Origin of the sequence: Streptomyces sp. JW3, assembly GCF_052216785.1 — a bacterium.
GTDB lineage: Bacteria > Actinomycetota > Actinomycetes > Streptomycetales > Streptomycetaceae > Streptomyces.
Genome location: NZ_JBQOUX010000028.1, coordinates 31,368 through 55,846, shown reverse-complemented (window position 1 = coordinate 55,846; position 24,479 = coordinate 31,368). Strand labels below are relative to the sequence as shown.

Below are 24,479 nucleotides of genomic sequence, written 5' to 3'. Positions count from 1 at the left end.
GTCAGCCGCCGATCATGGTGTCGAGCTGGGTGCCGTCGGCCGCCGCGCCCACCCACATCCGGACGTCGGAGATCCGGCCAGGCAGATAATGGCCCCAGGTGCTGTTCACGAAGCCCTTGCCGACGGCGAGATCTCCCGATCCGACGACCGCGGTGTACGGGGTGTCGGTGTCGTTCTGAGTCGAGTCGAGGTAGAGGGCGATGGTGCCCGCCTGCGCGTCGTACACCCCGGTCAGCCGCACCCGGCTGCCGATAACGGCAGCGCTGTCGGAGTCGACCGCGGTGAAGGTGCCGCCCGCGTCCAGGCGGCCGAACCGCCAGAAGCCGACCGGGACCTCGTAGGGATTGTCGTCGTCGTCGAAACGGGTCTCGGTGCCTGTCGTCTCGTACCAAAGTCCCCACGCGGAACCGTCGGCGGTGCGCTGGCCGAGGACCTGGCCGATGAAGCCGGTGCCCTTGGCGTTCAGGGCGCTCTGGTCGAGTTCGACCTCGGTGGTGACGGTGAAGGAGCCGGTGTCGTCGAGGACCGGTCCGGTGGTGGTGGCCGCGTCGTCGGTGCCGTCGAGGACGATTGCCTCGCCGTCGAGGGAGGCTCCTGCGGTCAGTGCGAGGGAGCGTCCGTAGCCGGTGAGGGTGTCGGCGAGTGCGGTGCCGCTCGCCCCTTCTGGGTTCCAAGCGGCGACCATCTCGGTCGCCGTCGCGGTGCTGGTGGAGTCCAGCAGCCTGGCCTCGGTGGCGACCGCGCCCGGCGTGAGAGCCTCCTGGAAGACGGCGGCCTCGTCGATACGGCCCTTCCAGTACTGTGTGTAATCGCCGTAGACGTAGCTTGCGCGGCCGAACTGTAGCGTACCGTCCGGTTTCTGCTTCTCGCCGCCGGCTGGGACGGTCACCGGGGCGCCCTGGGCGCGTCCGTTGACGTACAGCTGGATGGTCTTGTCGTCGGCGTCATAGACACCGGCCACGTGGGTCCACACCTTCAGCGGCTGGCCTTCGAGGTCGGCGCCTTTGGTGACGAAGTGCCGGGTGCCGGAGCTGTCTGTCCAGTTGAAGCGGAAGATAAAGCGCTTGACACCGCCCGAGTAGTAGAGGACGAAGCCGGAGTGGTCGGTGCCGGTCTGGGACATGACCGCCCGGTACTCGGTGCTGTCCGTCAGGTACGTCCAGGCCGAGACGGTGTAAGAGGACTGGGTGTTGACGGCTGCCGATGCAGTCGCCGCGTAACCGGACTGCCGTGTGGTGTCGGAGGTGTCGTTCAGCCACAGCGAGCGGTCGCTGGAGCCGCGGCGGCCCAAGCCGGACCAGCCGGCGCCGGTGGTGTAGAGGGTGGCCGGGTGGCGGGCGCCGGAGGTTGTCGCCTCGTCGGAGGCAAGGGTCTCGCCGGAACCGACCGCACTGTCGTTGAAGTGCCAGCGCCCAGCGGCTCCTTCGCCCTCCTTGACGTTGAACCTGACGCTCGCGATGGCGCCCCAGCGCCCGCTGCCCACGTTGTCCAGTGCCCGCACCTGGAGCACCTGGGGGTGCCGGCCAGGTCCGGAGCGAGACTCCGCACCACTGTCGTACCGGAAACCGTAGGCGACCAGACGGTGGCGGAGGACAGCTTGTAGCGGTAGCCGACGACGGTGGCGGTGTCGCCGGACGCCGGGGCGAAGGTGAAGGTACCCTTCACGCCCGGTCCGCCTGCCGGCGGGCAGTCGTTGGCCGTGCAGGCGGAGTACGGGGTGCCGAAGGTGATCACTGGTGCCTTGGGGGCGGTCGTGTCGACTTTGAAGTAGCACCAGCCCTTGGTCGTCACCGTGCTGTTCGACTCCAGGTAGCTGTTGCCGCTGTTGTAGTAGGAACGGGTGAAGGCGGCCATCCGGTATGTCCCGCCGTCCGCCAGCGTCACCGGCGAACTGACGTCCACCTTCTTGCCGTCACCCGTGTAGCCGGGGCTGACCGGCCGCACCGGTTCGGTGACCACGCTCCAGGTGTTGTCGCTGTTCTTCTTCTGCACGTAGAAACGCGTGCGCAGGTTCGCCCCGGACTCGCCGCCGGCGAGGGTCTGGGCGACGGCGCTCAGCGTGGGCGTGGGGTCCGACAGGACATCGGGATCGCTCGCGTCCGTCTCGCATGAGGAGATCTCCCCGGACAGGACGCCGGGGCTGGTGGGCGGGGCTGGGACGCCCACGTAGTCGACGTCGAGGACGGCGTCGTCGTCGAACCGTTTCCAGCCGTTGGGGTCCGACTCGTTGTACGCCTTCAGCATCAGCGTGAGGCGGGAGAAGTCCCCGGCCGCGAAGGCCTTCACCGTGTTGGTGAGGTTCTCGTAGTTCTGTGCCGGGTCGTCGTTGAACTCGATGGGCGCGTCCGGCTGGCTCGGGTCGCAGGCGGTGCCGCGGCCGGCCGACACGGTACGGTCGCCCATGATGTCCCAGTTGCTGGTCGGGCCCGGCCACCGGGTCGCGGAGGAGATGTTCGGGGTCCGCACCAACTGCACGGTGGTGTGCGTACACGACATCGACCAGCGCTCGGTCACCCGGAACGTGGCGTCCAGCACTCTCTTGCCGCGCAGGGCGGTCGGCGCGAACTCGAAGTACATGCGCTGTTTGTAGCCGGACCCGCAGACGTAGGCGTAGCCGCCGGTGACGTAGGTGCCGCAGTACCCGACGCCCTCGCCATCGTCGCCCCCGGAGAAGTTGTAGAAGGTGTCGCCGTCGGAGGAGAGCAGAGTGCGCTCGGACTCACCCCAGGAGACGTCGGGATCGATGTAGAGCGGATACACCGTGTCCTCGCCGGTCAGCAGGGCGGTGTCGGGCAGGACGGTGATGGAGTCGGCGTCTGCCGTGACCGGAAGCACCGCGAAGGCGTCCCCGTCGCTGGGCCCCGCCGCCGGGTCGGGATTGTGGTCGCCGTCTGCGGGGACCTGTTCGTCCGCCGCGGTCAGGGACATCGCGGACTCTCCGGAAGTTCCCGCCGTCCCGGCGTCACCTGCGGAGTCCCACTGGCGCGCGGTCGGCGCGCGGAAGACGGCGTTGCCGTTGTCGTCGAGGGCGTTCAGACCACCACCCGCGCCCTGGCTCAGGGTCAGCCCCTGGGCCCGCACGGGGAAATCGAGCATCCTCAGCTCCTGGCTCGCCGCAGCCTCGGGCGTCTTGACGACGAGCGCTTCGCGGTAGCCCTCGGTGGTCGCGGTCATCCTCAGATCCACGCCCGGCAGCACCTCGGGGTAGACGGCCGACGCTCCGTCGAGGGCGGGCTCGGGCAGGGTGCCCGGCCAGCCGACGGTCAGGGAGCGGTCGCCCTCGGCAACGGTCACAAGGCCGGCACCGTCGCCGCCGCCGGAGAAGGACACGTCCGCGACGGAGGCCCGCGGGCCGACGGTGCCGTCCGCGCGGCGCTCCAGCGTGGCGTCGGGCTCCACCCAGGAGCCGTCGGACTGCCGGGCGCGGACCGGCACGGTGGACAGGCTGAGGGAAAAAGTGGAACCGTCCGGGTTGGCATAGGTGGTCGCGTATTCGGTGCGCTCGCTCTGCACCTCGACGCGTTCACCGCTCTCGACCGCTTCCTGGGCCGCTCTCTGCCCGTCGGACAGGTCCATTTGGGAAGCCTGGCCTTCAGCGGCGGCTTCGGTGGAGATGGCGGAAGCAGGGATCGCATTGAGCGTCCCCACAGCCACCGCCAGGACGGTAAGGAGACTCACCCAAGGTCTAGGCGACAGTCTTCGGAAACGCGTCAGAACAGGTCGCACTACATCCCCCCGTGACCCCCAAGTCCCCAACTGGCGCAAGTTTTACGCACCCTGACCGTTCACCGTCAAGGTCATTCCGGGAATGAAGCCTTCTTTGATCAATTCACTGAAACGAAGAAGGAAGCAGAAAGGAAGGCACAGTAAACGCAGCCTGAACGGTGGGCGATGCGATAGCGACCGCAGGGCCGTCGCCCTTTGGATGTTGACGCTCGGAGTGAGCTTGTTGACGATCAGGCTTCAGGGCGCATGTGACCGATGTGGATGAGCCAGCCCTTCGCCACTGCCATCACATCACCGCCGGCTCCATCCGCCACCAGGCGCTGCGGGCAGATGCTGACGGCATGCTCGCCTTGTCCCGCGTCGGCGCGAAGTTCGGCAGCGGACGGATCCGGGCGGGGTCATCAACCACACGGCGCCGGCCCAGGCTTACGGCGGTGGCTTCTGTGCACAGTTCGGCTCCAGCAAGTCCCGGCTGGGCCCCCGTTGACAACCCGGACCCGGCTGGAAGGCGCGTTGATCGTGAGATTGTCCAGACGGCACAACCCGGCGGCCCCAAGCATGCCCATGACCGCACGGCAGAGCGAGGCCCATGTGCACCATCGCTGCACTCTTGGCCACCACGCGGCCACCACACCGAACCCGACAGACCCGATCCGACCGGCAGTACAGACCAATAGCCAGGTCACGGCGCTGTGAACCGAAACGCCCACCGTCTTCGATCGCGAACCAACGCATTACGATGCGTAGACCATAGCTGCCCGATAAGCCTGGATTTCATAGTCGCCCGAAACAAGAAACCCCAGGTCAGAAGCATGACCTGGGGTTCATCGTGGAGCCGCCTTCGGGATTCGAACCCGAGACCTACGCATTACGAGTGCGTTGCTCTGGCCATCTGAGCTAAGGCGGCGTGTCCTGCGCACCACGGTGCGATCAGCGACGTCGGTAAGTCTACACAGTTTCGCGGAGTGCTTCGTACCTGCCCCGGACCTGCCCCGGACCGGTCTCGGGCCGGCCCCGGACGGACCCGGGGCCGGTGCACGGCCGAGCGCGAGGTCGGTTACGAGCAGCGCTTGCCGTCCGCCGGGGCGGTGCCCCGCAGCAGGTAGGCGTCGATCGCGGAGTCGACGCAGGTGCTGCCGCGGCCGTAGGCGGTGTGGCCGTCGCCGTCGTAGGTGAGCAAGCGGCCGGCGGAGAGCTGGGCGGCCAGTGCCTCGGCCCAGCGGTAGGGGGTGGCCGGGTCGCGGGTGGTGCCGACCACGACGATCGGGGCGGAACCCTCGGCGGCGATGCGGCGCGGCTCGCCCGAGGGCTGGACCGGCCAGTACGCGCAGTTCAGGGAGGCCCAGGCGAGGCCCTCACCGAAGACCGGGGACGCCTTCTCGAAGTCGGGGAGCGCGGCGCGGACCTCGTCCGGGGAGGTGAAGGCCGCCGGGAGGTCGAGGCAGTTCACGGCGGCGTTGGCGGACATCAGGTTGCTGTAGGAGCCGTCGGGGTCGCGCTCGTAGTAGCTGTCGGACAGGGCGAGCAGGCCGGCGGCGTCGTTCTTCTTCGTCGCCGCCGTCAGCGCCTCGCGCAGCTGGGGCCAGGCGCCCTCGTCGTACATGGCCGCGATGACGCCGGTGGTGGCCAGTGACTCGGTGAGCTCGCGGCTCTCGGTGCCGGCGGTGCGGATCGGGCGGGCGTCCAGTTTCTCGAAGAACGCCTTCAGGTTCTTGCCCACCTGGTCGGGGGTGGTGCCCTTGCCGCCGAGCGGGCAGCCGGACCGCCGTACGCAGTCCTTCGCGAAGGACTGGAACGCGGTCTCGAAGCCGGCCGTCTGCTCCATGTTCAGCTGCCGGGCGGGCAGGGAGGGATCCATCGCGCCGTCGAGCACGAGCCGGCCGACCCGGTCCGGGAACAGTCCCGCGTACGTCGCTCCGAGGAACGTTCCGTACGACGCCCCCACGTACGTCAGCTTCTCGTCGCCCAGTACGCCGCGCAGCAGGTCCATGTCGCGGGCCGACTCCGCGGTCGAGACGTGCCGGAGCAGTTCGGGGGCGTCGGTGGAGCAGCCCTCGGCGAACGTCTTGTAGGCGCCGACGAGCTGCTCGGTCTCCTTCTCGTCGTCCGGGGTGGTGTCGGTCCGGGTGTACGCGTCCATCTTCGGGCCGTCGAGGCACTCCACGGGCTCGCTGCGGGCCACGCCTCTCGGGTCGACGGCCACCATGTCGTAGCGGGCGCGGACCTCCTCGGGGTAGCCGACCCCGGCGTACTGCTGGAGGTAGCCGACCGCCGAGCCGCCCGGGCCGCCCGGGTTCACCAGCAGTGATCCCAGCCGCTGCCCCGGGCCGGTCGCCTTCTTGCGGGCCACGGCGAGCCGGACGTCCCCCTCGGCCGGGTGCGCGTAGTCGAGCGGCGCCTTCATGGTGGCGCACTGGAAGCCGGGCACGCCGCAGTCGCGCCAGCTCAGCTTCTGCCCGTAGTACGGCGCCAGCTCCGCGGGCGTGGCCTGCGGCAGCGCGGCCAGTGACGCCCCCGAGGCCGACCTCGCGGAGGTCGACGCGTCCGTCGAGGAGCAGGCGGTGGCGAGCAGCGCGGCGGCGAGGAGTACGAGACCGGTACGGGTTCTGCGGGGAGTTCGCCTTGTGTGCATCCAGGTGTGCGTCCAGGTGTGCATCAAGCGAGCGTAACGCTCAGCGACGGATCGAACGCCGTGCGTGGTCTTCGTGCCCCGGACGAGTTACCCGTGCTCCGGCGAGTTACCGGTCCCTCCGACGAAGTTGCCCGTCCTCTTCGCGAGCCCGCGCAGCCGCCCGCCACTCAGGCCGCTCAGCGGCTCAGCCCGCTCTCAATGCCATCGTCATCGCCTCCACGGCCAGCAGGGGTGCCACATTGCGGTCCAGGGCGTCGCGGCAGGCGGCGATGGCCTCGATGCGGCGGAGGGTGGCCTCCGGGGCGCTGCCGCGGGCCAGCCGCTCCAGGGCGTCCTCCGCGTCCGCGTTGGCGATGGCGACGCGCGAACCGAGCTGAAGGGCGAGGACATCGCGGTAGAACGCGGTGAGGTCGGTCAGGGCCAGGTCGAGGCTGTCGCGCTGGGTGCGGGTGCGGCGCCGTTTCTGCTTGTCCTCCAAGTCCTTCATCACGCCCGCCGTGCCGCGCGGCATCCGGCCGCCCTGTGCCGCGCCCAGTGCCGCCTTCAGCTCCTCCGTCTCCTTGCCGTCCACCTCCTCGGCGACCTGCTTGGCGTCCTCGCCCGCCGCGTCGACCAGTTCCTGCGCGGCCTTGAGCGCGCCGCCGATCTCCTCGACGCGCTGCGGCAGCTTCAGTACGGCGGCCCGGCGGGCGCGGGCGGCGGGGTCGGTGGCCAGCCGCCGGGCCCGGTCGACATGGCCCTGGGTGGCGCGGGCCGCCGCAGCGGCGACGTCCGGCTCGATGCCCTCCCGCCGGACCAGCATGTCGGCGACGGCGTCGACGGACGGCGTGCGCAGGTTCAGATGGCGGCAGCGGGAGCGGATGGTGGGCAGCACGTCCTCGATCGAGGGGGCGCAGAGGATCCAGACCGTGCGCGGGGCCGGTTCCTCCACGGCCTTGAGGACGGCGTTGGCCGACTTCTCGTTCAGCCGCTCGGCGTCCTCTACGAGGATGATCTGCCAGCGGCCGGTGGCCGGCGAGGTGAACGACTTGCGCACCGTGTCCCGCATGTCGTCCACCAGGATCTGCGCGCCCACCGCGGCCACCGTGCTGACATCCGCGTGCGTACCCACCAGCGCGGTGTGGCAGCCGTCGCAGAACCCGCAGCCGGGCACGCCGCCCAGCGCCCGGTCGGGGCTCACGCACTGGAGCGCGGCGGCGAAGGCCCGCGCTGTCTGGCTCACCCCCGCGCCGGGCGGCCCGGTGAACAGCCAGGCGTGTGTCATCTTCGACGTCTCGGGCGGCGGCGTGTCGGCCGCGGCGGCCGTGACGAGCGCGTCGGCGTCCCGGGCGGCCGCGGTGAGCTGCTCACTCACCCGCTCCTGCCCGACCAGGTCGTCCCATACGGTCATGGGTCACGCCGTCCTTCCGTGCACGGTCCGCCCGCTTGCGTTCTTCGCTCCCATTGTGCGGGCGGCCACTGACAGCGGGCGGCCCATGCCAACGGATGGCCCTGCCAACGGACGGCGGCGCGAGAGTCAGCGCCCCCGGCCGCCCCTGCCCCGGCGCCCCTTGCCGTCGTCCTCGCGCGGTCCCAGCAGTTCGTCCGCCAGCGACGGCAGGTCGTCCAGCGGGGTCTCCTCGGCCCAGTCGGGCCGGGGCCGGCGGCGCGACGCCTGCGGGATGTCGTCGGGGTCGACCTGGGGCAGCTCCCGCGTACGGTCCTCGCCCCCGCCGGACCGGTGCCGCCCGGCGTCCTGCTCCTCGTCCCGGAAGTAACCCGGCGGCACCCGGTCCGCCGGTCCGTCCTCGCGCACCTGCGGCAGTACGGCCGTCTCGTCGGCCGCGCCGGGCGCCACCGACGGCAGCTCCGCCGTCACCTCCGCCTCGCCCGGCCGTACCGCCGGGAGCACCGCCGTCTCCTCCGCCGCACTCGACGAAGCCGGTGCGGCCTGCGGGTCGTGCGGGTCCTGCGAGCCCTGCGGATCGTGCGAGCCCTGCGGGTTCTGGGAAGCGTGCGGGTTCTGGGAAGCGTGCGGAACCGATGGAATCGGCAGCTCAGCCGTCACCTCGGCCTCGGAGACCCCACCCGCCCCGGACTCCCCGGACTCCCCGGACTCCCCGGACTCCCCGGAGTACTCGTCCTTGGACAGACTGATCCGCTCGCCCCGCTCCTCAGCAGCGGACCGGTCCCCCGGCTCGTCCCGTACCGGCCGCAGTACCGCGGTGTCCTCCACCGGGCCGCCGGAGGCGTTGGTCGGCGTGACCACCGGTGTCGGCACGGTCGACGCGTCCGGGGGCGTCTGCCGCCGGGGCGCGCCCGCCGCGGGCGGGGCCGTCGGGCGCGGTCCGGTCGCCGCCGCCGCGGCCGCCTGCTCCGCCGCCCGGCGAGCCTCCTCGGCGCGCAGCAGCGCCTCCTCCGCCTTGCGCTGCTTCTCCAGCCGCTTGGCCTCGGCCTCGGCGCGCAGCCGCGCCTCCTCCTCGGCCTGCTTGCGCAGCCGCTCCTGCTCGGCCTTGCGGCGGGCCTCCTCCTCGGCGCGCGCCTTCTCCTCCGCGAGCAGCCGCTGCCGTTCCTCCTCGGCCTTGCGGCGCGCTTCCTCGGCCCGCTGCCGGGCCTCCTCCGCCTGCCGTTCGGCCTCGCGCCGCTGTGCCTCCTCCAGCTCGCGCTGCTTGCGTTCTTCCTCCTCCTTGCGCAGCCGCTCCAGCTCCGCGAGGCGCTCCCGCTCCAGCCGCTCTTCCTCGGCCTTGCGCGCGGCTTCCTCCTCGGCCTTGCGGCGTGCCTCTTCCTCCGCCTTGCGGCGCGCTTCCTCCTGGGCCTTGATCTCGGCCTCGGACAGCGGCAGCACCCGGTCGAGCCGGTGCCGTACGGCGGTGGTGACGGCCTCCGGCTCCTGGCCTGCGTCGACCACCAGGTACCGCCCGGGGTCGGCGGCGGCCAGGGTCAGGAAACCGGCCCGTACGCGCGCGTGGAACTCGGCAGGCTCCGACTCCAGCCGGTCGGGCGCCTCGGTGAACCGCTCGCGGGCGGCCTCCGGCGCGACGTCCAGCAGCACGGTCAGGTGCGGGACCAGCCCGTTGGTCGCCCAGCGGTTGATGCGGGCGATCTCGGTCGGGGACAGGTCGCGGCCCGCGCCCTGGTAGGCGACCGAGGAGTCGATGTACCGGTCGGAGATCACGACGGCGCCGCGCTCCAGCGCGGGCCGGACCACCGTGTCGACGTGCTCCGCGCGGTCGGCGGCGTACAGCAGCGCCTCCGCGCGGTGCGACAGTCCGGCGCTGGAGACGTCCAGCAGGATGGAGCGCAGCCGCTTGCCGACCGGCGTCGCGCCCGGCTCCCGGGTGAGCACGACCTCGTGCCCCTTGCCGCGGATCCACTCGGCGAGCGCCTCGGCCTGGGTGGACTTCCCGGCGCCGTCGCCGCCCTCCAGGGCGATGAAGAACCCGCTCCCGGCGGGCGCCTGGACCGGGTCGTCGCCGCCGAGCAGCGCGTCGCGCAGGTCGTGCCGCAGCGGCACCCCGGCGCGGTCGTCGACCTTGGCCAGCACCAGCGCCGCCACCGGCAGCAGCAGCGCGCCGACCAGCATCAGCGTGAACGCCGCGCCACCGTGCGCGAAGACGAACCTGCCGTTCTCCAGCCGGTGCGGTCCGATGCCCGCGGCCACCAGGGGGGCGATCACCACGGCGAGCGCCACGACGAACCGCACGCACGCGTGCAGGTGCTCGGTGGTCCGCGCCCGGCGCGCCTCCTCGGTCTCCTGGTCGAGCAGGGCGTGTCCGACATTGGCCGCCACGCCCGCGCAGGCCCCGGCCAGCGCCAGGAGCAGCAGCACGGTGGTGCCGTCCGGGACCAGCCCGGCCACCAGCAGCGCGATCCCCTGGAAGGCGATCACCAGGGCCAGCAGCCGCCGCCGGGACAGCGACGGCAGCAGCGCGGGAGCCGTGCGGATGCCGACGACCACGCCGCCGGTCAGCACGGCCACCATCAGCCCGTACAGCACCGGTCCGCCGCCCAGGTCCTTGGCGTGCAGCACGGCCACGGCGACCGCGGTGGCCACCGCGCCGGCCACCGCCACGCAGGCCAGCACCAGCAGCGGCAGCACTCCGGTGCGGCCCTTGTCGGCGGACGGGCCGCTCCGCGGGCGGCGCAGCCCCTCCAGCGGCGACCGCGCGCGCGGGGTGCGCGTGTCGGGCAGGTCCAGGAAGGACACCACCGACACGGACGCGGCGAACAGTCCGGCCGCCACGTACGAGGCGAGGGCCGCCTGGTGCTGCGCGAACCAGTCGATGCCGGCGCCCAGCAGGTTGTTCAGCAGCCCGGCGACGACCAGCGCCAGCGCCGCGAGCGGCACCGCCACGAAGCCGGTACGCAGCGACAGCCGGCGCAGCGCGTCCATGTGGTCCGGCAGCGGGCGTACCGTCGCGCCCTCCAGGGGCGGCGCCGGCAGCAGTGCGGGGGCCGCGCTCTCCCGGCACACCGTCCAGAAGCGCTCGGCGACGCCGACCACGAAGACGGTCACCAGGAGGGCGGCGAGGGAGTCGTCCGGCGTCCAGTCGATCCACAGCGGCGCGACGATCAGCAGCGCCGCGCGCAGTCCGTCCGCGCCGACCATCGTCCAGCGGCGGTCCAGCGGTCCGTCCTGCGACGTGAGCGAGGTGAGCGGTCCGAGCAGGACGGCGCCGAACAGCAGCGTCGCCAGGATGCGCACCGCGAAAACGGTCGCCACTGCGAACGCCACGCCCCGGTAGCCGCCGCCGAACGAGCCCACCGAGATGGCCGCCTGAACGGCCAGCAGCACCAGGACCAGCAGGGCGAGCGTGTCGCCGACGCCGCCCACCAGATGGGCGCTCCACAACCGGCGCAACTGCGGCCGGCGCAGCAGGGCACGGACGGCGCGCTCTCGGGAGTCCGCCACCAGCGCGTCGTCGGGGGCCGGGTGTGGGGCCGTGGGCTGCTCGGCTCGCGTCATGCGTTCAGCCTATCGGGAGCCACCGACAGCACCGCCTCCCCCGTCGAACGTACGCGCGCCCCGACACCGAATCGATGCCGGGGCGTTCGTTTCGCGAAGCGAGAACTTCAGCCGCCGTGGGAAACCCGACGTGGGAAACCCGACGTAGGAAAGACGTAGGAAAGACGCAGGAAAACCGGGGTGGGACATCCGACGCGGCGAAACCGACGCGGGGCGCCCTCAGTCCTCGGCGCCCTTGGCCGCGGTCGCCTTCTTCGCGGTGGCCGTCTTCTTGGCCGCGGTGGCCGTGGTCTTCGCGGCCGTGGTCTTCGCGGTCGTCTTCTTCGCGGCGGTCTTCTTGGCGGTGGCCGTCTTCTTCGCCGGGGCCTTCTTCGCGGCCGTCTTCTTGGCGGGCGCCTTCTTCGCCGTCTTCTTGGCGGGCCCCTTGGCCCGCTTCTCGGCGAGCAGTTCGAAGCCGCGCTCCGGGGTGATCTCCTCGACGCTGTCGCCGGAGCGCAGCGTCGCGTTGGTCTCCCCGTCGGTGACGTACGGCCCGAACCGGCCGTCCTTGACCACGACCGGCTGCTCGCTGATCGGGTCGGTGCCCAGCTCCTTCAGCGGCGGCTTGGCCGCGGCCCGGCCGCGCTGCTTGGGCTGGGCGTAGATCGCCAGCGCCTCGTCCAGCGTGATGGTGAAGAGCTGGTCCTCGGAGGTCAGGGACCGCGAGTCGGTGCCCTTCTTCAGGTACGGGCCGTAGCGACCGTTCTGCGCGGTGATCTCCACGCCCTCGGCGTCGGTGCCGACGACCCGCGGCAGCGACATCAGCTTCAGGGCGTCGTCCAGCGTCACCGTGTCCAGCGCCATCGACTTGAAGAGGGAGGCGGTGCGCGGCTTGACCGCGTTCTTGCCGGTCTTCGGGGTGCCCTCGGGGAGCACTTCGGTGACGTACGGGCCGTACCGGCCGTCCTTGGCGACGATGGTGTGCCCGGTGGCCGGGTCGGTGCCCAGCTCGAAGTCGCCGCTCGGCTTGGCGAGCAGTTCCTCCGCGAGTTCCACCGACAGCTCGTCGGGGGCCAGGTCCTCGGGCACGTCGGCCCGCTGGTGGTTCTCGGAGTCCTTCTCGCCGCGCTCGATGTACGGGCCGTAGCGCCCGACGCGCAGCACGATGTCGTTGCCGACCGGGAACGAGGAGACCTCGCGGGCGTCGATCGCGCCCAGGTCGGTCACCAGCTCCTTGAGGCCGCCGAGGTGGTCGCCGTCGCCGTTGCCGGCCTCGGCCGCCCCGCCGGACACGCTGCCCTCACCGAAGTAGAAGCGGCGCAGCCACGGCACGGCCTGGGCCTCGCCGCGGGCGATGGCGTCGAGGTCGTCCTCCATCCTGGCGGTGAAGTCGTAGTCGACGAGCCGCCCGAAGTGCTTCTCCAGGAGGTTGACCACGGCGAAGGAGAGGAAGGACGGGACGAGCGCGGTGCCCTTCTTGAAGACGTAGCCGCGGTCGAGGATCGTGCCGATGATCGACGCGTACGTCGACGGGCGGCCGATCTCGCGCTCCTCCAGCTCCTTGACCAGCGACGCCTCGGTGTAGCGGGCCGGAGGCTTGGTGGCGTGCCCGTCGACGGTGAGCTCCTGGGCGCTCAGCGGGTCGCCCTCGGTCACCTGCGGCAGCCGGCGCTCGCGGTCGTCCAGCTCCGCGTTGGGGTCGTCGGCGCCTTCGACGTACGCCTTGAGGAAGCCGTGGAAGGTGATCGTCTTGCCGGACGCGCTGAACTCGACGTCCCGGCCGTCGGCCGCGGTGCCGCCGATCTTGACGGTGACGGAGTTGCCCGTCGCGTCCTTCATCTGGGAGGCGACGGTCCGCTTCCAGATCAGTTCGTACAGCTTGAACTGGTCACCGGTCAGACCGGTCTCCGCCGGCGTGCGGAAACGGTCGCCCGAGGGTCGGATCGCCTCGTGCGCCTCCTGGGCGTTCTTGACCTTCCCGGCGTACGTGCGCGGCTGCGGCGGCAGGTAGTCGGCGCCGTACAGCTGCGTGACCTGGGCGCGGGCGGCCTTGACCGCCGTGTCGCTCAGGGTCGTGGAGTCCGTACGCATGTAGGTGATGTAGCCGTTCTCGTACAGCTTCTGCGCGACCTGCATGGTGGCCTTCGCGCCGAAGCCCAGCTTCCGCGAAGCCTCCTGCTGAAGCGTGGTGGTACGGAACGGGGCGTACGGCGAGCGGCGGTACGGCTTGGACTCGACCGAGCGGACGGAGAAGGCGGTGTTCTCCAGGGCGGCGGCGAGCGCGCGGGCGTTCGCCTCGTCGAGGTGGAGGATGTTCGCGCTCTTGAGTTGTCCCAGGGAGTCGAAGTCGCGGCCCTGCGCGACCCGCCTGCCGTCGACACTCTGGAGGCGGGCGACGAGCGAGGACGGGTCGCTCGCGTCCCCGGCCCGGCCCGTCCCGAAGGTGCCGGTCAGGTCCCAGTACTCAGCTGAACGGAAGGCGATGCGCTCGCGTTCCCGCTCGACCACGAGCCGGGTGGCCACCGACTGGACGCGGCCCGCCGACAGCCGCGGCATGACCTTCTTCCACAGCACCGGCGAGACCTCGTAGCCGTAGAGGCGGTCGAGGATGCGGCGGGTCTCCTGGGCGTCGACGAGCTTCTGATTGAGCTGGCGCGGGTTGGCGACGGCGTCCCGGATCGCGTCCTTGGTGATCTCGTGGAACACCATGCGCTTGACCGGGATCTTCGGCTTGAGGACTTCCTGGAGGTGCCAGGCGATGGCCTCGCCCTCGCGGTCCTCATCGGTGGCGAGGAAGAGTTCGTCGGAGTCCTTCAGCAGGTCCTTGAGCTTCTTGACCTGGGCCTTCTTGTCGGCGTTGACCACGTAGACGGGCGCGAAGTCGTGGTCGACGTCCACCCCGAGGCGGCGCACCTCACCGGTGTACTTCTCCGGCACCTCGGCGGCGCCGTTGGGAAGGTCGCGGATGTGCCCGACGCTCGCTTCGACGACGTAGCCGGGGCCGAGGTAGCCCTTGATCGTCTTCGCCTTGGCAGGCGACTCGACGATGACGAGTCGGCGGCCGCCCTTTGCGGTCTCGCTGGTCGGGGACAACTTCGCTCTTCTCTCCGGTCGACGCTGGGGACTGACCCGGGCAGGGTCCCAGCACGGGTCCCGGGGTCGGGTCCTGCTTCTTTGTTCGCTCGTGACGCTGCGGAGTGTGACGGTACCTCCCGCCCCCGTGTCAAACGGGAAAAGCCCGCAACGGCCACTCGAACGGTAACCCGACTAACCCTCTTCCTGCCGCCCGGAGTGCCCACGGGCTTCCTCGGACGTATCCGGAGCGCGACCTTTCGGTTACGCCCCGGGCGGCGTCCGCGACCCTTGGAATCCGCCGCTCAGAGGTGACGGAGGGGTGCGTCGGACGCGCCGCTCAGAGGCGGTCGGACGCGTCGCTCAGAGGTGGCCGGGAGGTGTCTCAGACCTGCGTCAGACACCAGCCGCCGACCGCCAGCGCGAGCACGGCGGCGACGCTCGCGACGGTCGCCGATGCGACGGGGCTCACACCCTGGGCGACCGGCCGCCGGTAGCGCAGCTGGGTCGCGGTCCACGCCAGCAGGCCGCCTCCGAACAGGACGAACACCACGCCTGTGAAGATCGCCGGCCCACGTTCCATGGCTCCCGTGCCCCTTGTTTTCCGTCCGCGACTACCACGCCTCACGGAGGCTGACACGCGCGGGCGGCGGCCAGGCGAAGCCGAGGTGAACAGGGGGTCGACGGGACGCCTCGCGGCGACACCCGCTCTCGCGGCGTCCTGCCGTCCGGCGGCACCGGATTCCTGGCTCGCTCGTGCCCGTCGCGGCGGCACGCCACCGGTTGCCCCCGGCCTCATGCCACCGGTTGCCCCCGGCCTCATGCCACCGGTTACCTCCGGCCTCATGCCACCGGTTACCTCCGGACCTCGCGCCACCGGTTATCTCCCGGCCGCACGCCACCGGTTACCTCCCGGCCGCACGCCACCGGTTACCTCCCGGCCGCACGCCACCGGTTACCTCCCGGCCGCACGGCATCAGTTACCGCCCGACCGACCTCACACCACCGGTTCGATGAACCCCTGCTCCACCAGCAGCCGGATCTGCGCGGGCGTGCGGTCCCGGAGCAGTACCGGGTCCTCGGCCAGCAGTTGGGCGATCGCGTCCAGAATGCGGCCGGCGCTCATCGTGCCGTCGCAGACGCCGGCGAACCCGGCGGCGACCGTGTCGACCCGGGTGGCCCGGCGCATGCCGCGGTTCTGGCGCAGCACGACGTGCTCCGGGTCCTCGGCGCCGGGCAGCCCGACCTGTTCCTGGACCACCTCGCCGGCCAGCGTGAAGCTCGCCTCCAGCAGGGCCGCGTCATCATGGGCCCGCAGGTAGTCGATCCGCTCGAAGTGCGCCCGGACCGTCTCCCCGAGCGGCTGTTCGACCGGATGCGGCCATTCCTCGACGACGACCGAGGGTTCGGCGGCGTCGCTGCGGCGCAGTGTGATCCAGCCGAAGCCGACGGCCCGCACCTTGCGCGCCTCGAACTCGTCCAGCCAGGCGTCGTACCGCGCCTGGTAGGCGGCCGTGTCGTCACGGTGGTCGCCCGCGTCCCGCAGCCACAGCTCGGCGTACTGGTTGATGTCCTGCACCTCGCGCTGGACGATCCACGCGTCGCAGCCGCGCGGCACCCAGGAGCGCAGCCGGTCCGTCCATTCCTCCCCCTCCACGTGCTGCCAGTTGGCGAGGAACTGCGCGAACCCGCCGGCGGTCAGCCGTTCCCCCGCCTCCTGAACGAGCGTGCGGCACAGATCGTCCCCGCCCATCCCGCCGTCCCGGTACGTCAGCCGGGCGCCCGGCGAGATGACGAACGGCGGGTTGGAGACGATCAGGTCGTACCGCTCGTCCTGGCGCACCGGCTCGAACAGCGAGCCTTCGCGCAGGTCGGCGACGGGCACCCCGGACAGCGCGAGGGTCAGGCCGGTGATGTGCAGGGCGCGCGGGTTGACGTCGGTGGCGGTCACCCGCGTGGCGTGCCGGGAGGCGTGCAGCGCCTGGATGCCGGAACCGGTGCCGAGGTCGAGGGCGGCGGCGACGGGCGTCCGGACGGTGAGTCCGGCCAGCGTCGTGGACGCGCCGCCGACGCCGAGCACGACGCCCTCCGCGCGGCTGCCGATGCCGCCCGCGCCGCCGACCGCGCAGCCCAGGTCGGACACGATGAACCAGTCCTCGCCGGCGGGCCCGCCGTAGGGCCGTACGTCGACGGTGGCGGCCACCTCGTCGGCGCCGGCCCGCGTCAGCCAGCCGCTGTCCAGGCAGTCGCCGACGGGCAGGATCCGCGCCACGCGCGCGTGCGGCACCGGTTGCTGGAGCAGGAAGAGCCGGACCAGCAGCTCCAGCGGCGTGTCGCCGCGGGTGGCGCGCAGCGCGGGCACGGTCTCGCTGCGGGAGAGCGCCGCGTAGGCGGGGGCGCCGAGCAGTTCCAGCAGTCCGTCGGCGGTGTACGAGGCTCCGAGCAGGGCGTCGCGGAGCCGGGCGGCGACGTCGGGGCGGTCGGGTGCGGGCAGCGGGGCGAGGGCGTCGGCGTTACTCACGTCCCCATTGTGGCCCTCATCGCGTCCACCGCCGCCTGTGCTCACGCCCTCACCGCGCCGCGGCCTGCTCACGCCTCCATCGCGGCGCCGCCCCCCTGCCCACGCCCCCATCGCGGCGCCACCGCCTGCTCACGCCCCCATCGCGGCGCCGCCCGCTCGCCGGCGGGCCTCAGCTGGTCGTCGCGGAGGCCGGCGCCGAGGCCGACTTGCAGCTGGCCTGCTTGGCCATCGCCTGGCCGACGTCGCCCTCCTCCAGCGCCTTGAGGGCGTCGTTGCCGCTCTGGCTGAGCTTGTTCAGCTCGGTGGCGACGTCCTTGAGGCCGTCGGCGAACTTCGCCTGGTCCTTGGTGTCCAGCTCCTCGACCTGCTTCTTCAGGGAGGCGTACGACGTCGACAGCTGGTTCAGCTCGGTGACCGCGGCCTTCTGCTTCTTCTCGCCGTCCTCGACGTCCGGCGCGCCGGCCTTCTGCACGGCCGTGCCCATCGCCTTGTAGGCGTTCGACATGTCCTGGAACGCCTGGGCGTCGGTCTCCTGCACGTCGGCCGGCCGGCTGCTGTCCGAGGTCTGCTTCTGGATCGCGGCGTTGGCGGCCTCGATCTTCTTCGCCTGCGGCTGTACGCCCTCGCAGACCTGCTTGGCCCAGGAGTTCAGCTTGTCGCTGTTGTCGTCGCCGCCGCATCCCGTCAGCGCCAGTACCAGTACCGCACCGCCGGACAGCGCGGCCGCGAGCTTCTTGTTCACCGGATTGGTCCCTTCCATGGCTCTCGGCCCCGGAACTTACACGCCATCTGGGCGACAACCGCGTGACCAACATCCGATACGACCGCTAATGCAGCCATTTGCACCAGGCGAGAGAAGGCTCACGAAAGCTTCACGGAGATGCTGGTGAGGGGGCGCACGTGCGCACGACGCGGGCGGCCGGTGCGTCAATACGCCCCGTCCGCCCGCGTCCTGACGAGCTGTGACTCCGGCCGGCTACGAAACCGCCGCCCGGTCCGCCGCTTCGGGCTCCCGGTCGCCGTCGTCCTCGTCTCCCATGGCGATGCCGCGCCGCTTGGAGACGAACACCGCGCCGGCGATGACCAGGAAGGCGACCACCGCGACCAGCACCCGGACGCCGACGTTCTCGTCCGGACCGTACGAGAACTTGATCACGGCCGGCGCGATGAGCAGCGCGACCAGGTTCATCACCTTCAGCAGCGGGTTGATGGCGGGGCCGGCGGTGTCCTTGAAGGGGTCGCCGACCGTGTCGCCGATGACTGTGGCGGCGTGCGCCTCGCTGCCCTTGCCGCCGTGGTGGCCGTCCTCGACGAGCTTCTTGGCGTTGTCCCAGGCACCGCCGGAGTTGGCGAGGAACACCGCCATCAGGGTGCCCGCGCCGATGGCGCCCGCCAGGAACGCCCCGAGCGCGCCCACGCCGAGGGTGAACCCGATGAAGATCGGCGCCAGCACGGCCAGCAGCCCGGGCGTGGCGAGTTCGCGCAGGGCGTCCCGGGTGCAGATGTCGACGACCTTGCCGTACTCCGGGGTCTCCGTGTAGTTCATGATCCCGGGTTTCTCCCGGAACTGCCGCCGCACCTCGAAGACCACCGCGCCCGCCGACCGCGACACGGCGTTGATGGCCAGTCCGGAGAAGAGGAAGACGACCGCCGCGCCCGCGATCAGCCCGACCAGGTTGTTGGGCTGGGAGATGTCCATCATCAGGCTCATCGGCGCACCCGCCCCGCTGAGCTGTTCTCCCACGTCCCGCGCGCCGGTGGTGATGGCGTCCCGGTACGACCCGAAGAGCGCCGCCGCCGCGAGCACGGCGGTGGCGATGGCGATGCCCTTGGTGATGGCCTTGGTGGTGTTGCCGACGGCGTCCAGGTCGGTGAGGACCTGCGCGCCCTCGCCCTCGACGTCGCCGGACATCTCGGCGATGCCCTGCGCGTTGTCGGAGACCGGCCCGAAGGTGTCCATGGCGACGATCACACCGACCGTGGTGAGCAGTCCGGTGCCGGCCAGCGCCACCGCGAACAGCGCCAGCATGATCGAGGCGCCGCCGAGCAGGAAGGCCCCGTAGACGCCGAGGCCGATCAGCAGGGCGGTGTAGACGGCGGACTCCAGGCCGATGGAGATACCGGCCAGGACGACCGTGGCCGGGCCGGTCAGCGAGGTCTTGCCGATGTCCCGGACGGGGCGTCGGGTGGTCTCGGTGAAGTAGCCGGTGAGCTGCTGGATCAGCGCGGCGAGCACGATGCCGATCGCCACCGCGACGAGCGCGAGGATCCGCGGGTCGCCGTCCTTGCCGGCGATGGCCGCGTCGGTGACGCCGTCGAGATCGGCGTACTTCCCGGGCAGGTAGACGAAGACGGCCACCGCCACCAGCACCAGCGAGATCACCGCGGAGAGGAAGAAACCCCGGTTGATCGCGCTCATCCCGCTGCGGTCGCTGCGCCGCGGCGCCACCGCGAAGATGCCGAGCATGGCGGTGACCACCCCGATGGCCGGCACCAGCAGCGGGAACGCCAGCCCCGCGTCGCCGAAGGCCACCTTGCCGAGGATCAGCGCGGCGACCAGGGTCACGGCGTACGACTCGAAGAGGTCGGCGGCCATGCCCGCGCAGTCGCCGACGTTGTCGCCCACGTTGTCGGCGATGGTCGCGGCGTTGCGCGGATCGTCCTCCGGGATGCCTTTCTCGACCTTGCCGACCAGGTCGGCGCCGACGTCGGCGGCCTTGGTGAAGATGCCGCCGCCGACCCTCATGAACATCGCGATCAGGGCCGCGCCGAGCCCGAAGCCCTCCAGGACCTTCGGCGCGTTGGCCGCGTACACCAGCACCACGCAGGAGGCGCCGAGCAGGCCGAGCCCCACCGTGAACATGCCGACGACGCCGCCCGTGCGAAATGCGATCTTCATCGCTTTGTGCGAGACCAGGGTGAGATCCTTTTTCGGTTCACCCGGCGCCGGTGTCGCTTCCCGGGCCGCCGCGGCGACCCGCACATTGCTGCGCACGGCGAGCCACATGCCGATATAGCCGGTGGCCGCCGAGAACGCCGCGCCGACCAGAAAGAAGATCGAACGTCCGGCCCGCTGATTCCAGTCGTCCGCGGGCAGCAGCAGGAGCAGGAAGAACACTACGGCGGCGAATACCGCGAGCGTGCGCAACTGCCGGGCCAGATAGGCGTTGGCGCCCTCCTGGACGGCGGCGGCGATCTTCTTCATGCTGTCGGTGCCTTCGCCGGCCGCGAGCACCTGGCGCACCAGGACGCCCGCGACCACCAGAGCCGCAAGGGCCACAACGGCGATGACGGCGACGAGCAGACGGTTGCCGTCGGTCAGTACGGCGGCCAACTGATGTGAGGTGGAAAGCTCCGCCATTCGTCCTCCTTGACGCTTGGGCTGAGCTCAAGATGTGGACGGATTCTAGATACCGGAACCTGATCTAAACAGTGCATGACAAAAGTATTCGGCCCGTCAAGCGGAAAAGCGTAACGCCTTTGACGCATTGACTCGACCGGACGGGAGATCCATAAAGCCGACGACGGAAAGATCAGACAGAAAGATCCACCGGAGAGATCCATCGGAGAGATCCGGTGGAAAGATCCGGTGGAAAGATCCGGTGGCAGATCAATTCCGCGTGATCGATATTCTCACTGTAGGCGCCGACCTCGTCTTCCGCACATGGCAAAGGGCCCTACGTGGTAGGGCCCTTCAGGTAGGCGGTGGCGGCGGGTCAGGCCAGGGGCGGCAGCATGGGGGGCGGGGTGGTCGGCCAGGTCATGCGGATCAGTCCGCCGTCCGGGCCGGCCTTGACCTCCACGTCGTCGACGAGCCCGCTGATGACCGCGAGGCCCATCTCGTCCTCCTCGGCCTCCGGGTCGTCACCGACCGCGCCGGACGCACCGCCGCCGGCCGTGTGCGGCGCCTCGTCGCCGACCTCGATGGAGAACTGTTTCTCCTCATCGGTCAGCGACACCTTGACGGGCGCCGTGATGCCACTGTTCTGGTGCAGTCCGACGGCCCGGGTGCAGGCCTCGCCGACGGCGAGCCTGACCTCGTCGAGGACGGCCTCGTCCACTCCGGCCCTGCGCGCCACCGCGGCCGCCACCAGCCGGGCGGTCCGGACGTGCTCGGGCAGCGCGCTGAAGCGGAGCTCAACGGTGGCCATGCATCCCCCTCGGAACTACGGGCGTGCTGTCGAGGGACCGGGCCGCCGAAAGCCCGGCCCCCTGATTCAACTCTGCTTCAACTCTGCGCCGTCCCGGACCCCAGGGCCCGGGACGGCGGTCGTCGTCAGTCGGTGGCCGCTACCGCTTCCTCGACCGAGGTGTGAATCGGGAACACCTTGGTGAGGCCGGTGATGCGGAAAATCTTCAGAATGCGCTCCTGGTTGCAGACCAGGCGCAGCGAGCCCTCGTGGGCGCGCACCCGCTTCAGGCCGCCGACCAGCACGCCGAGTCCGGTGGAGTCGAGGAAGTCCACGCCCTCCATGTCGACGACGAGGTGAAAACTCCCGTCGTTCACCAGCTCGACCAGCTGCTCGCGCAGCTTGGGCGCGGTGTATACGTCAATTTCGCCACCGACCTCGACGACCGTACGATCGCCGACGGTACGGGTCGACAGGGACAGGTCCACGGATCCTCCAGCACCTTGCTATCGAGCGGTCGCCCCTCGGGGTTACCTCGGCTTGATCCCCCTGGACGGTTCGCCAGCCGCGATGGCATTCAATCACTTACCGGCAGGCGTGCACGACGCCTTGGTCCCATTGTCCGTCACGCCAGTGACAGACTCGGTGCCGATGGCCAAGAATCACCGATCCGATCGACCCCCGACGGACCCCGTCTCCCGGCTGGACGACCGGCTGGATCCGGGCGCGGTCCTGGGCCGGCTCGCCGCGGGGCGGGACCGGGCTTCGCGCATCACTCATACGGAGCACTTGCCCCCGCGCGCGGGCCGCCATGCCCGCTGGCCGGACGGGATTCGCCCCGAAGTGCTCGCCGCGGTGCGGTCCGCGGGCATCGAACACCCCTGGGCCCACCAGGCACGCGTGGTCGAGCACGCCCTCGACGGCGACTCGGTGGTGGTGGCCACCGGCACCGCCTCCGGCAAGTCCCTGGCCTATCTCGTGCCGGTCCTCTCGACCCTCCTGGACGGCTCCGAGGCGCCGAACGGCCGCGGTGCCACCGCCCTCTACCTGGCCCCGACCAAGGCCCTCGCCGCCGACCAGTGCCGGGCGGTGAAGGAACTTTCACAACCTCTCGGAACCGCCGTGCGCGCCGCCGTCCACGACGGCGACACTCCGTTCGAAGAGCGCGAATGGATTCGCCAGTACGCCACCTTCGTCCTCACCAATCCGGACATGCTGCACCGCGGCATCCTGCCCTCCCACCCCCGCTGGTCCTCCTTCCTCAAAGCACTGAAGTACGTCGTCATCGACGAATGCCACACCTACCGCGGCGTGTTCGGCTCGCACGTCGCCCAGGTGCTGCGCCGGCTGCGGCGGCTGTGCGCCCGCTACGGCTCCTCGCCCGTCTTCCTGCTGGCCTCCGCCACCGCCGCCGAGCCCGCGACGGCCGCCCGGCGGCTCACCGGACTGCCGGTGGTGGAGGTCGCAGACGACGCCTCACCCCGTGGTGAACTGGTGTTCGCCCTCTGGGAGCCGCCGCTCACCGAACTGGAGGGCGAGAAGGGCGCGCCCGTCCGCCGCACCGCCACCGCCGAGGCCGCCGACCTTCTCACCGACCTCACCGTGCAGGGCCTGCGCTCCATCGCCTTCGTCCGCTCCCGGCGCGGTGCCGAACTGATCTCCGTCATCGCCCAGGAACGCCTCGCCGAGGTGGACCGGTCACTGCCCCGACGGGTCGCGGCGTACCGCGGCGGCTACCTCCCCGAGGAGCGCCGCGCCCTCGAACGCGCCCTGCACTCCGGCGAACTCCTCGGGCTCGCGGCGACCAACGCCCTGGAACTCGGCGTCGACATCTCCGGCCTGGACGCCGTGGTGATCGCCGGCTATCCGGGCACCCGTGCCTCGCTGTGGCAGCAGGCGGGGCGGGCGGGCCGGTCCGGGCAGGGGGCGCTGGCCGTCCTGGTCGCCCGTGACGACCCGCTGGACACCTTCCTCGTCCACCACCCCGAGGCCCTCTTCGACCAGCCCGTCGAGTCCACCGTCCTCGACCCCGACAACCCGTACGTGCTCGCCCCGCACCTGTGCGCGGCGGCGGCCGAGCTGCCGCTGACGGAGGAGGACCTGAAGCTGTTCGGTCCCGCGTGCGAGGAACTGCTGCCGCAGCTGGAGGCCGCGAAACTGCTCCGGCGCCGGACCCGGGCCTGGCACTGGACCCGCCGCGAACGGGCCGCCGACCTCACCGACATCCGCGGCGAGAACGGGCGCCCGGTCCAGGTCGTCGAGGAGGGCACCGGCCGGCTGCTGGGCACGGTCGACGCCGGCGCGGCCCACACCACGGTCCACGAGGGCGCGGTCCACCTGCACCAGGGCCGCACGTATCTGGTGCGGTCGCTGGACCTGGAGGACTCCGTCGCCCTGGTCGAGCAGGCCAGTCCGCCGTATTCGACGGTGGCCCGCGACACCACCGCCATCTCCGTCCTGGAGACCGATGTCGAGGTCCCCTGGGGGGACGGCCGGCTGTGCTACGGCTCCGTCGAGGTCACCAACCAGGTGGTCTCCTTCCTGCGCCGCCGGCTGATCACCGGCGAGGTCCTCGGCGAGTCCAGACTCGATCTCCCGCCTCGTACGCTGCGCACCCGCGCCGTGTGGTGGACGGTCACCGAGGACCAGCTCGACGCCGCCCGGATCAACCCGGAGATCCTCGGCGGCGCCCTGCACGCCGCCGAGCACGCCTCGATCGGCATGCTGCCGCTCTTCGCGACCTGCGACCGCTGGGACATCGGCGGCGTCTCGATCCCCCTCCACCCGGACACCCTCCTTCCCACGGTCTTCGTCTACGACGGTCATCCCGGCGGCGCGGGCTTCGCCGAGCGCGCCTTCCACACGGCCCGCGAGTGGCTCACCGCGACCCTCGAGGCCATCGCCTCCTGCGAGTGCGACGCCGGCTGCCCGTCCTGCATCCAGTCCCCCAAGTGCGGCAACGGCAACGACCCACTGCACAAGAGGGGCGCGGTACGGCTGCTCACGGTGCTGCTGCGGGGGGCTCCCGAGGAGGCGGCGGTGGCTCCGGGGTCGGGGGCACCGCAGGAGGCGGAGGCACCGTCGGAGGGACCGGCTCCGGTTCCGCCGGACCCGCACGGGCCCTGACCTCCGCCGCGAACGGTCCCCGTCCCGACGCGGCCGTCACGTCGGACACCTGCCCGGTGAGCACGCACCGCACGATCCGCGTCCCCTGCGCCCGAGCCACCCGGTCCGCTCTGGAGCACGCCCCGTCGCCGCCCGCCGCCCAGTGGTCCGCGGCCGCCAGTGCCGCGAGGTCGGCGCCGCCGGCCGCCCGGTGCCGGGCCACGACCGCCTGCCCCAGGGCCAGGACCGCGCCGAAGACCACGCACAGGACCGTGATGACACCGACGCTCCAGACGGTGGCGGAACCCCGGTCGGAGTATGGGCGGGGGGCCGCTCGCCCGGGTGCGCCCCGCCGGGCTCGGGCCACGC

The 24,479-nt window shown here is 71.4% G+C and carries 13 protein-coding genes, 1 tRNA gene and 1 pseudogene; 1 reads left to right on the top strand and 14 read right to left on the bottom strand.

The genetic code is table 11. From position 1 onward, the window contains the following. Position 1: 1 nt before the first annotated feature. The 13 genes from ACTT8P_RS14435 to bldG form a co-directional block, all read right to left on the bottom strand. The gene (locus tag ACTT8P_RS14435) at positions 2–1,291 is read right to left on the bottom strand and encodes a LamG domain-containing protein (RefSeq protein ID WP_442832022.1); all 1,290 of its coding nucleotides are present in this window, start codon (positions 1,289–1,291) and stop codon (positions 2–4) included. Further along, positions 1,252–3,576: a hypothetical protein gene (locus ACTT8P_RS14430; protein WP_442832021.1), complete on the bottom strand. Its 2,325-nt coding sequence runs from the start codon at positions 3,574–3,576 to the stop codon at positions 1,252–1,254. The genes ACTT8P_RS14435 and ACTT8P_RS14430 overlap by 40 nt, the downstream gene beginning before the upstream one ends. A 980-nt stretch (positions 3,577–4,556) precedes the next feature. Beyond that, positions 4,557–4,633: transfer RNA gene (locus tag ACTT8P_RS14425), tRNA-Thr, on the bottom strand. Positions 4,634–4,783: 150 nt separating this feature from the next. Continuing rightward, positions 4,784–6,358 carry an alpha/beta hydrolase gene (locus ACTT8P_RS14420; RefSeq protein WP_442832035.1) on the bottom strand — a complete coding sequence of 525 codons (1,575 nt, stop codon included), beginning with the start codon at positions 6,356–6,358 and terminating at the stop codon, positions 4,784–4,786. Positions 6,359–6,542: 184 nt separating this feature from the next. Continuing rightward, the gene (locus ACTT8P_RS14415; protein ID WP_442832020.1) at positions 6,543–7,748 is read right to left on the bottom strand and encodes a DNA polymerase III subunit delta'; all 1,206 of its coding nucleotides are present in this window, start codon (positions 7,746–7,748) and stop codon (positions 6,543–6,545) included. A gap of 126 nt (positions 7,749–7,874) precedes the next feature. Continuing rightward, positions 7,875–11,303: a dTMP kinase gene (tmk, locus tag ACTT8P_RS14410; protein WP_442832019.1), complete on the bottom strand. Its 3,429-nt coding sequence runs from the start codon at positions 11,301–11,303 to the stop codon at positions 7,875–7,877. Positions 11,304–11,522: 219 nt separating this feature from the next. After that, complete coding sequence (gene topA, locus ACTT8P_RS14405) at positions 11,523–14,375, bottom strand: type I DNA topoisomerase (protein WP_442832018.1); 2,853 nt, start codon at positions 14,373–14,375, stop codon at positions 11,523–11,525. A 364-nt stretch (positions 14,376–14,739) separates the two neighbouring features. Beyond that, entirely contained in the window at positions 14,740–14,937 is a 198-nt protein-coding gene (locus tag ACTT8P_RS14400) for a hypothetical protein (protein ID WP_442832017.1), read from the bottom strand. A 414-nt stretch (positions 14,938–15,351) separates the two neighbouring features. After that, the gene (locus ACTT8P_RS14395; RefSeq protein ID WP_442832016.1) at positions 15,352–16,875 is read right to left on the bottom strand and encodes a DUF7059 domain-containing protein; all 1,524 of its coding nucleotides are present in this window, start codon (positions 16,873–16,875) and stop codon (positions 15,352–15,354) included. 169 nt (positions 16,876–17,044) lie between these two features. Continuing rightward, the gene (locus ACTT8P_RS14390; RefSeq protein ID WP_442832015.1) at positions 17,045–17,635 is read right to left on the bottom strand and encodes a small secreted protein; all 591 of its coding nucleotides are present in this window, start codon (positions 17,633–17,635) and stop codon (positions 17,045–17,047) included. A gap of 216 nt (positions 17,636–17,851) precedes the next feature. Further along, on the bottom strand, positions 17,852–20,236 hold the full coding sequence (locus tag ACTT8P_RS14385) for a sodium-translocating pyrophosphatase (RefSeq protein ID WP_442832014.1): 2,385 nt from the start codon (positions 20,234–20,236) through the stop codon (positions 17,852–17,854). Positions 20,237–20,591: 355 nt separating this feature from the next. Continuing rightward, the gene (locus ACTT8P_RS14380; protein ID WP_442832013.1) at positions 20,592–21,026 is read right to left on the bottom strand and encodes an ATP-binding protein; all 435 of its coding nucleotides are present in this window, start codon (positions 21,024–21,026) and stop codon (positions 20,592–20,594) included. Between the two features lie 125 nt (positions 21,027–21,151). Beyond that, positions 21,152–21,493, bottom strand: coding sequence for an anti-sigma factor antagonist BldG (gene bldG / locus ACTT8P_RS14375; RefSeq protein ID WP_003975386.1), 342 nt, complete (start codon positions 21,491–21,493; stop codon positions 21,152–21,154). A gap of 82 nt (positions 21,494–21,575) precedes the next feature. On the opposite strand from bldG, the gene ACTT8P_RS14370 reads away from it, so the two are divergent. Continuing rightward, positions 21,576–24,131, top strand: coding sequence for a DEAD/DEAH box helicase (locus tag ACTT8P_RS14370; protein WP_442832012.1), 2,556 nt, complete (start codon positions 21,576–21,578; stop codon positions 24,129–24,131). Between the two features lie 40 nt (positions 24,132–24,171). On the opposite strand, the pseudogene ACTT8P_RS14365 reads toward ACTT8P_RS14370, so the two are convergent. Further along, positions 24,172–24,477 (bottom strand): annotated as a pseudogene (locus tag ACTT8P_RS14365) (Rv3654c family TadE-like protein); the annotation flags it as partial. Positions 24,478–24,479 lie beyond the last annotated feature (2 nt).

What these genes read in the sequence shown, in the direction of transcription:
- ACTT8P_RS14385 (WP_442832014.1), bottom strand. Translation starts at nt 20,236, where the DNA reads ATGGCGGAGCTTTCCACCTCACATCAGTTGGCCGCCGTACTGACCGAC.
- ACTT8P_RS14430 (WP_442832021.1), bottom strand. Translation starts at nt 3,576, where the DNA reads ATGGACCTGTCCGACGGGCAGAGAGCGGCCCAGGAAGCGGTCGAGAGC.
- tmk (WP_442832019.1), bottom strand. Translation starts at nt 11,303, where the DNA reads ATGACGCGAGCCGAGCAGCCCACGGCCCCACACCCGGCCCCCGACGAC.
- ACTT8P_RS14400 (WP_442832017.1), bottom strand. Translation starts at nt 14,937, where the DNA reads ATGGAACGTGGGCCGGCGATCTTCACAGGCGTGGTGTTCGTCCTGTTC.
- ACTT8P_RS14390 (WP_442832015.1), bottom strand. Translation starts at nt 17,635, where the DNA reads ATGGAAGGGACCAATCCGGTGAACAAGAAGCTCGCGGCCGCGCTGTCC.
- ACTT8P_RS14370 (WP_442832012.1), top strand. Translation starts at nt 21,576, where the DNA reads ATGGCATTCAATCACTTACCGGCAGGCGTGCACGACGCCTTGGTCCCA.
- ACTT8P_RS14380 (WP_442832013.1), bottom strand. Translation starts at nt 21,026, where the DNA reads ATGGCCACCGTTGAGCTCCGCTTCAGCGCGCTGCCCGAGCACGTCCGG.
- ACTT8P_RS14420 (WP_442832035.1), bottom strand. Translation starts at nt 6,358, where the DNA reads ATGCACACAAGGCGAACTCCCCGCAGAACCCGTACCGGTCTCGTACTC.
- ACTT8P_RS14415 (WP_442832020.1), bottom strand. Translation starts at nt 7,748, where the DNA reads ATGACCGTATGGGACGACCTGGTCGGGCAGGAGCGGGTGAGTGAGCAG.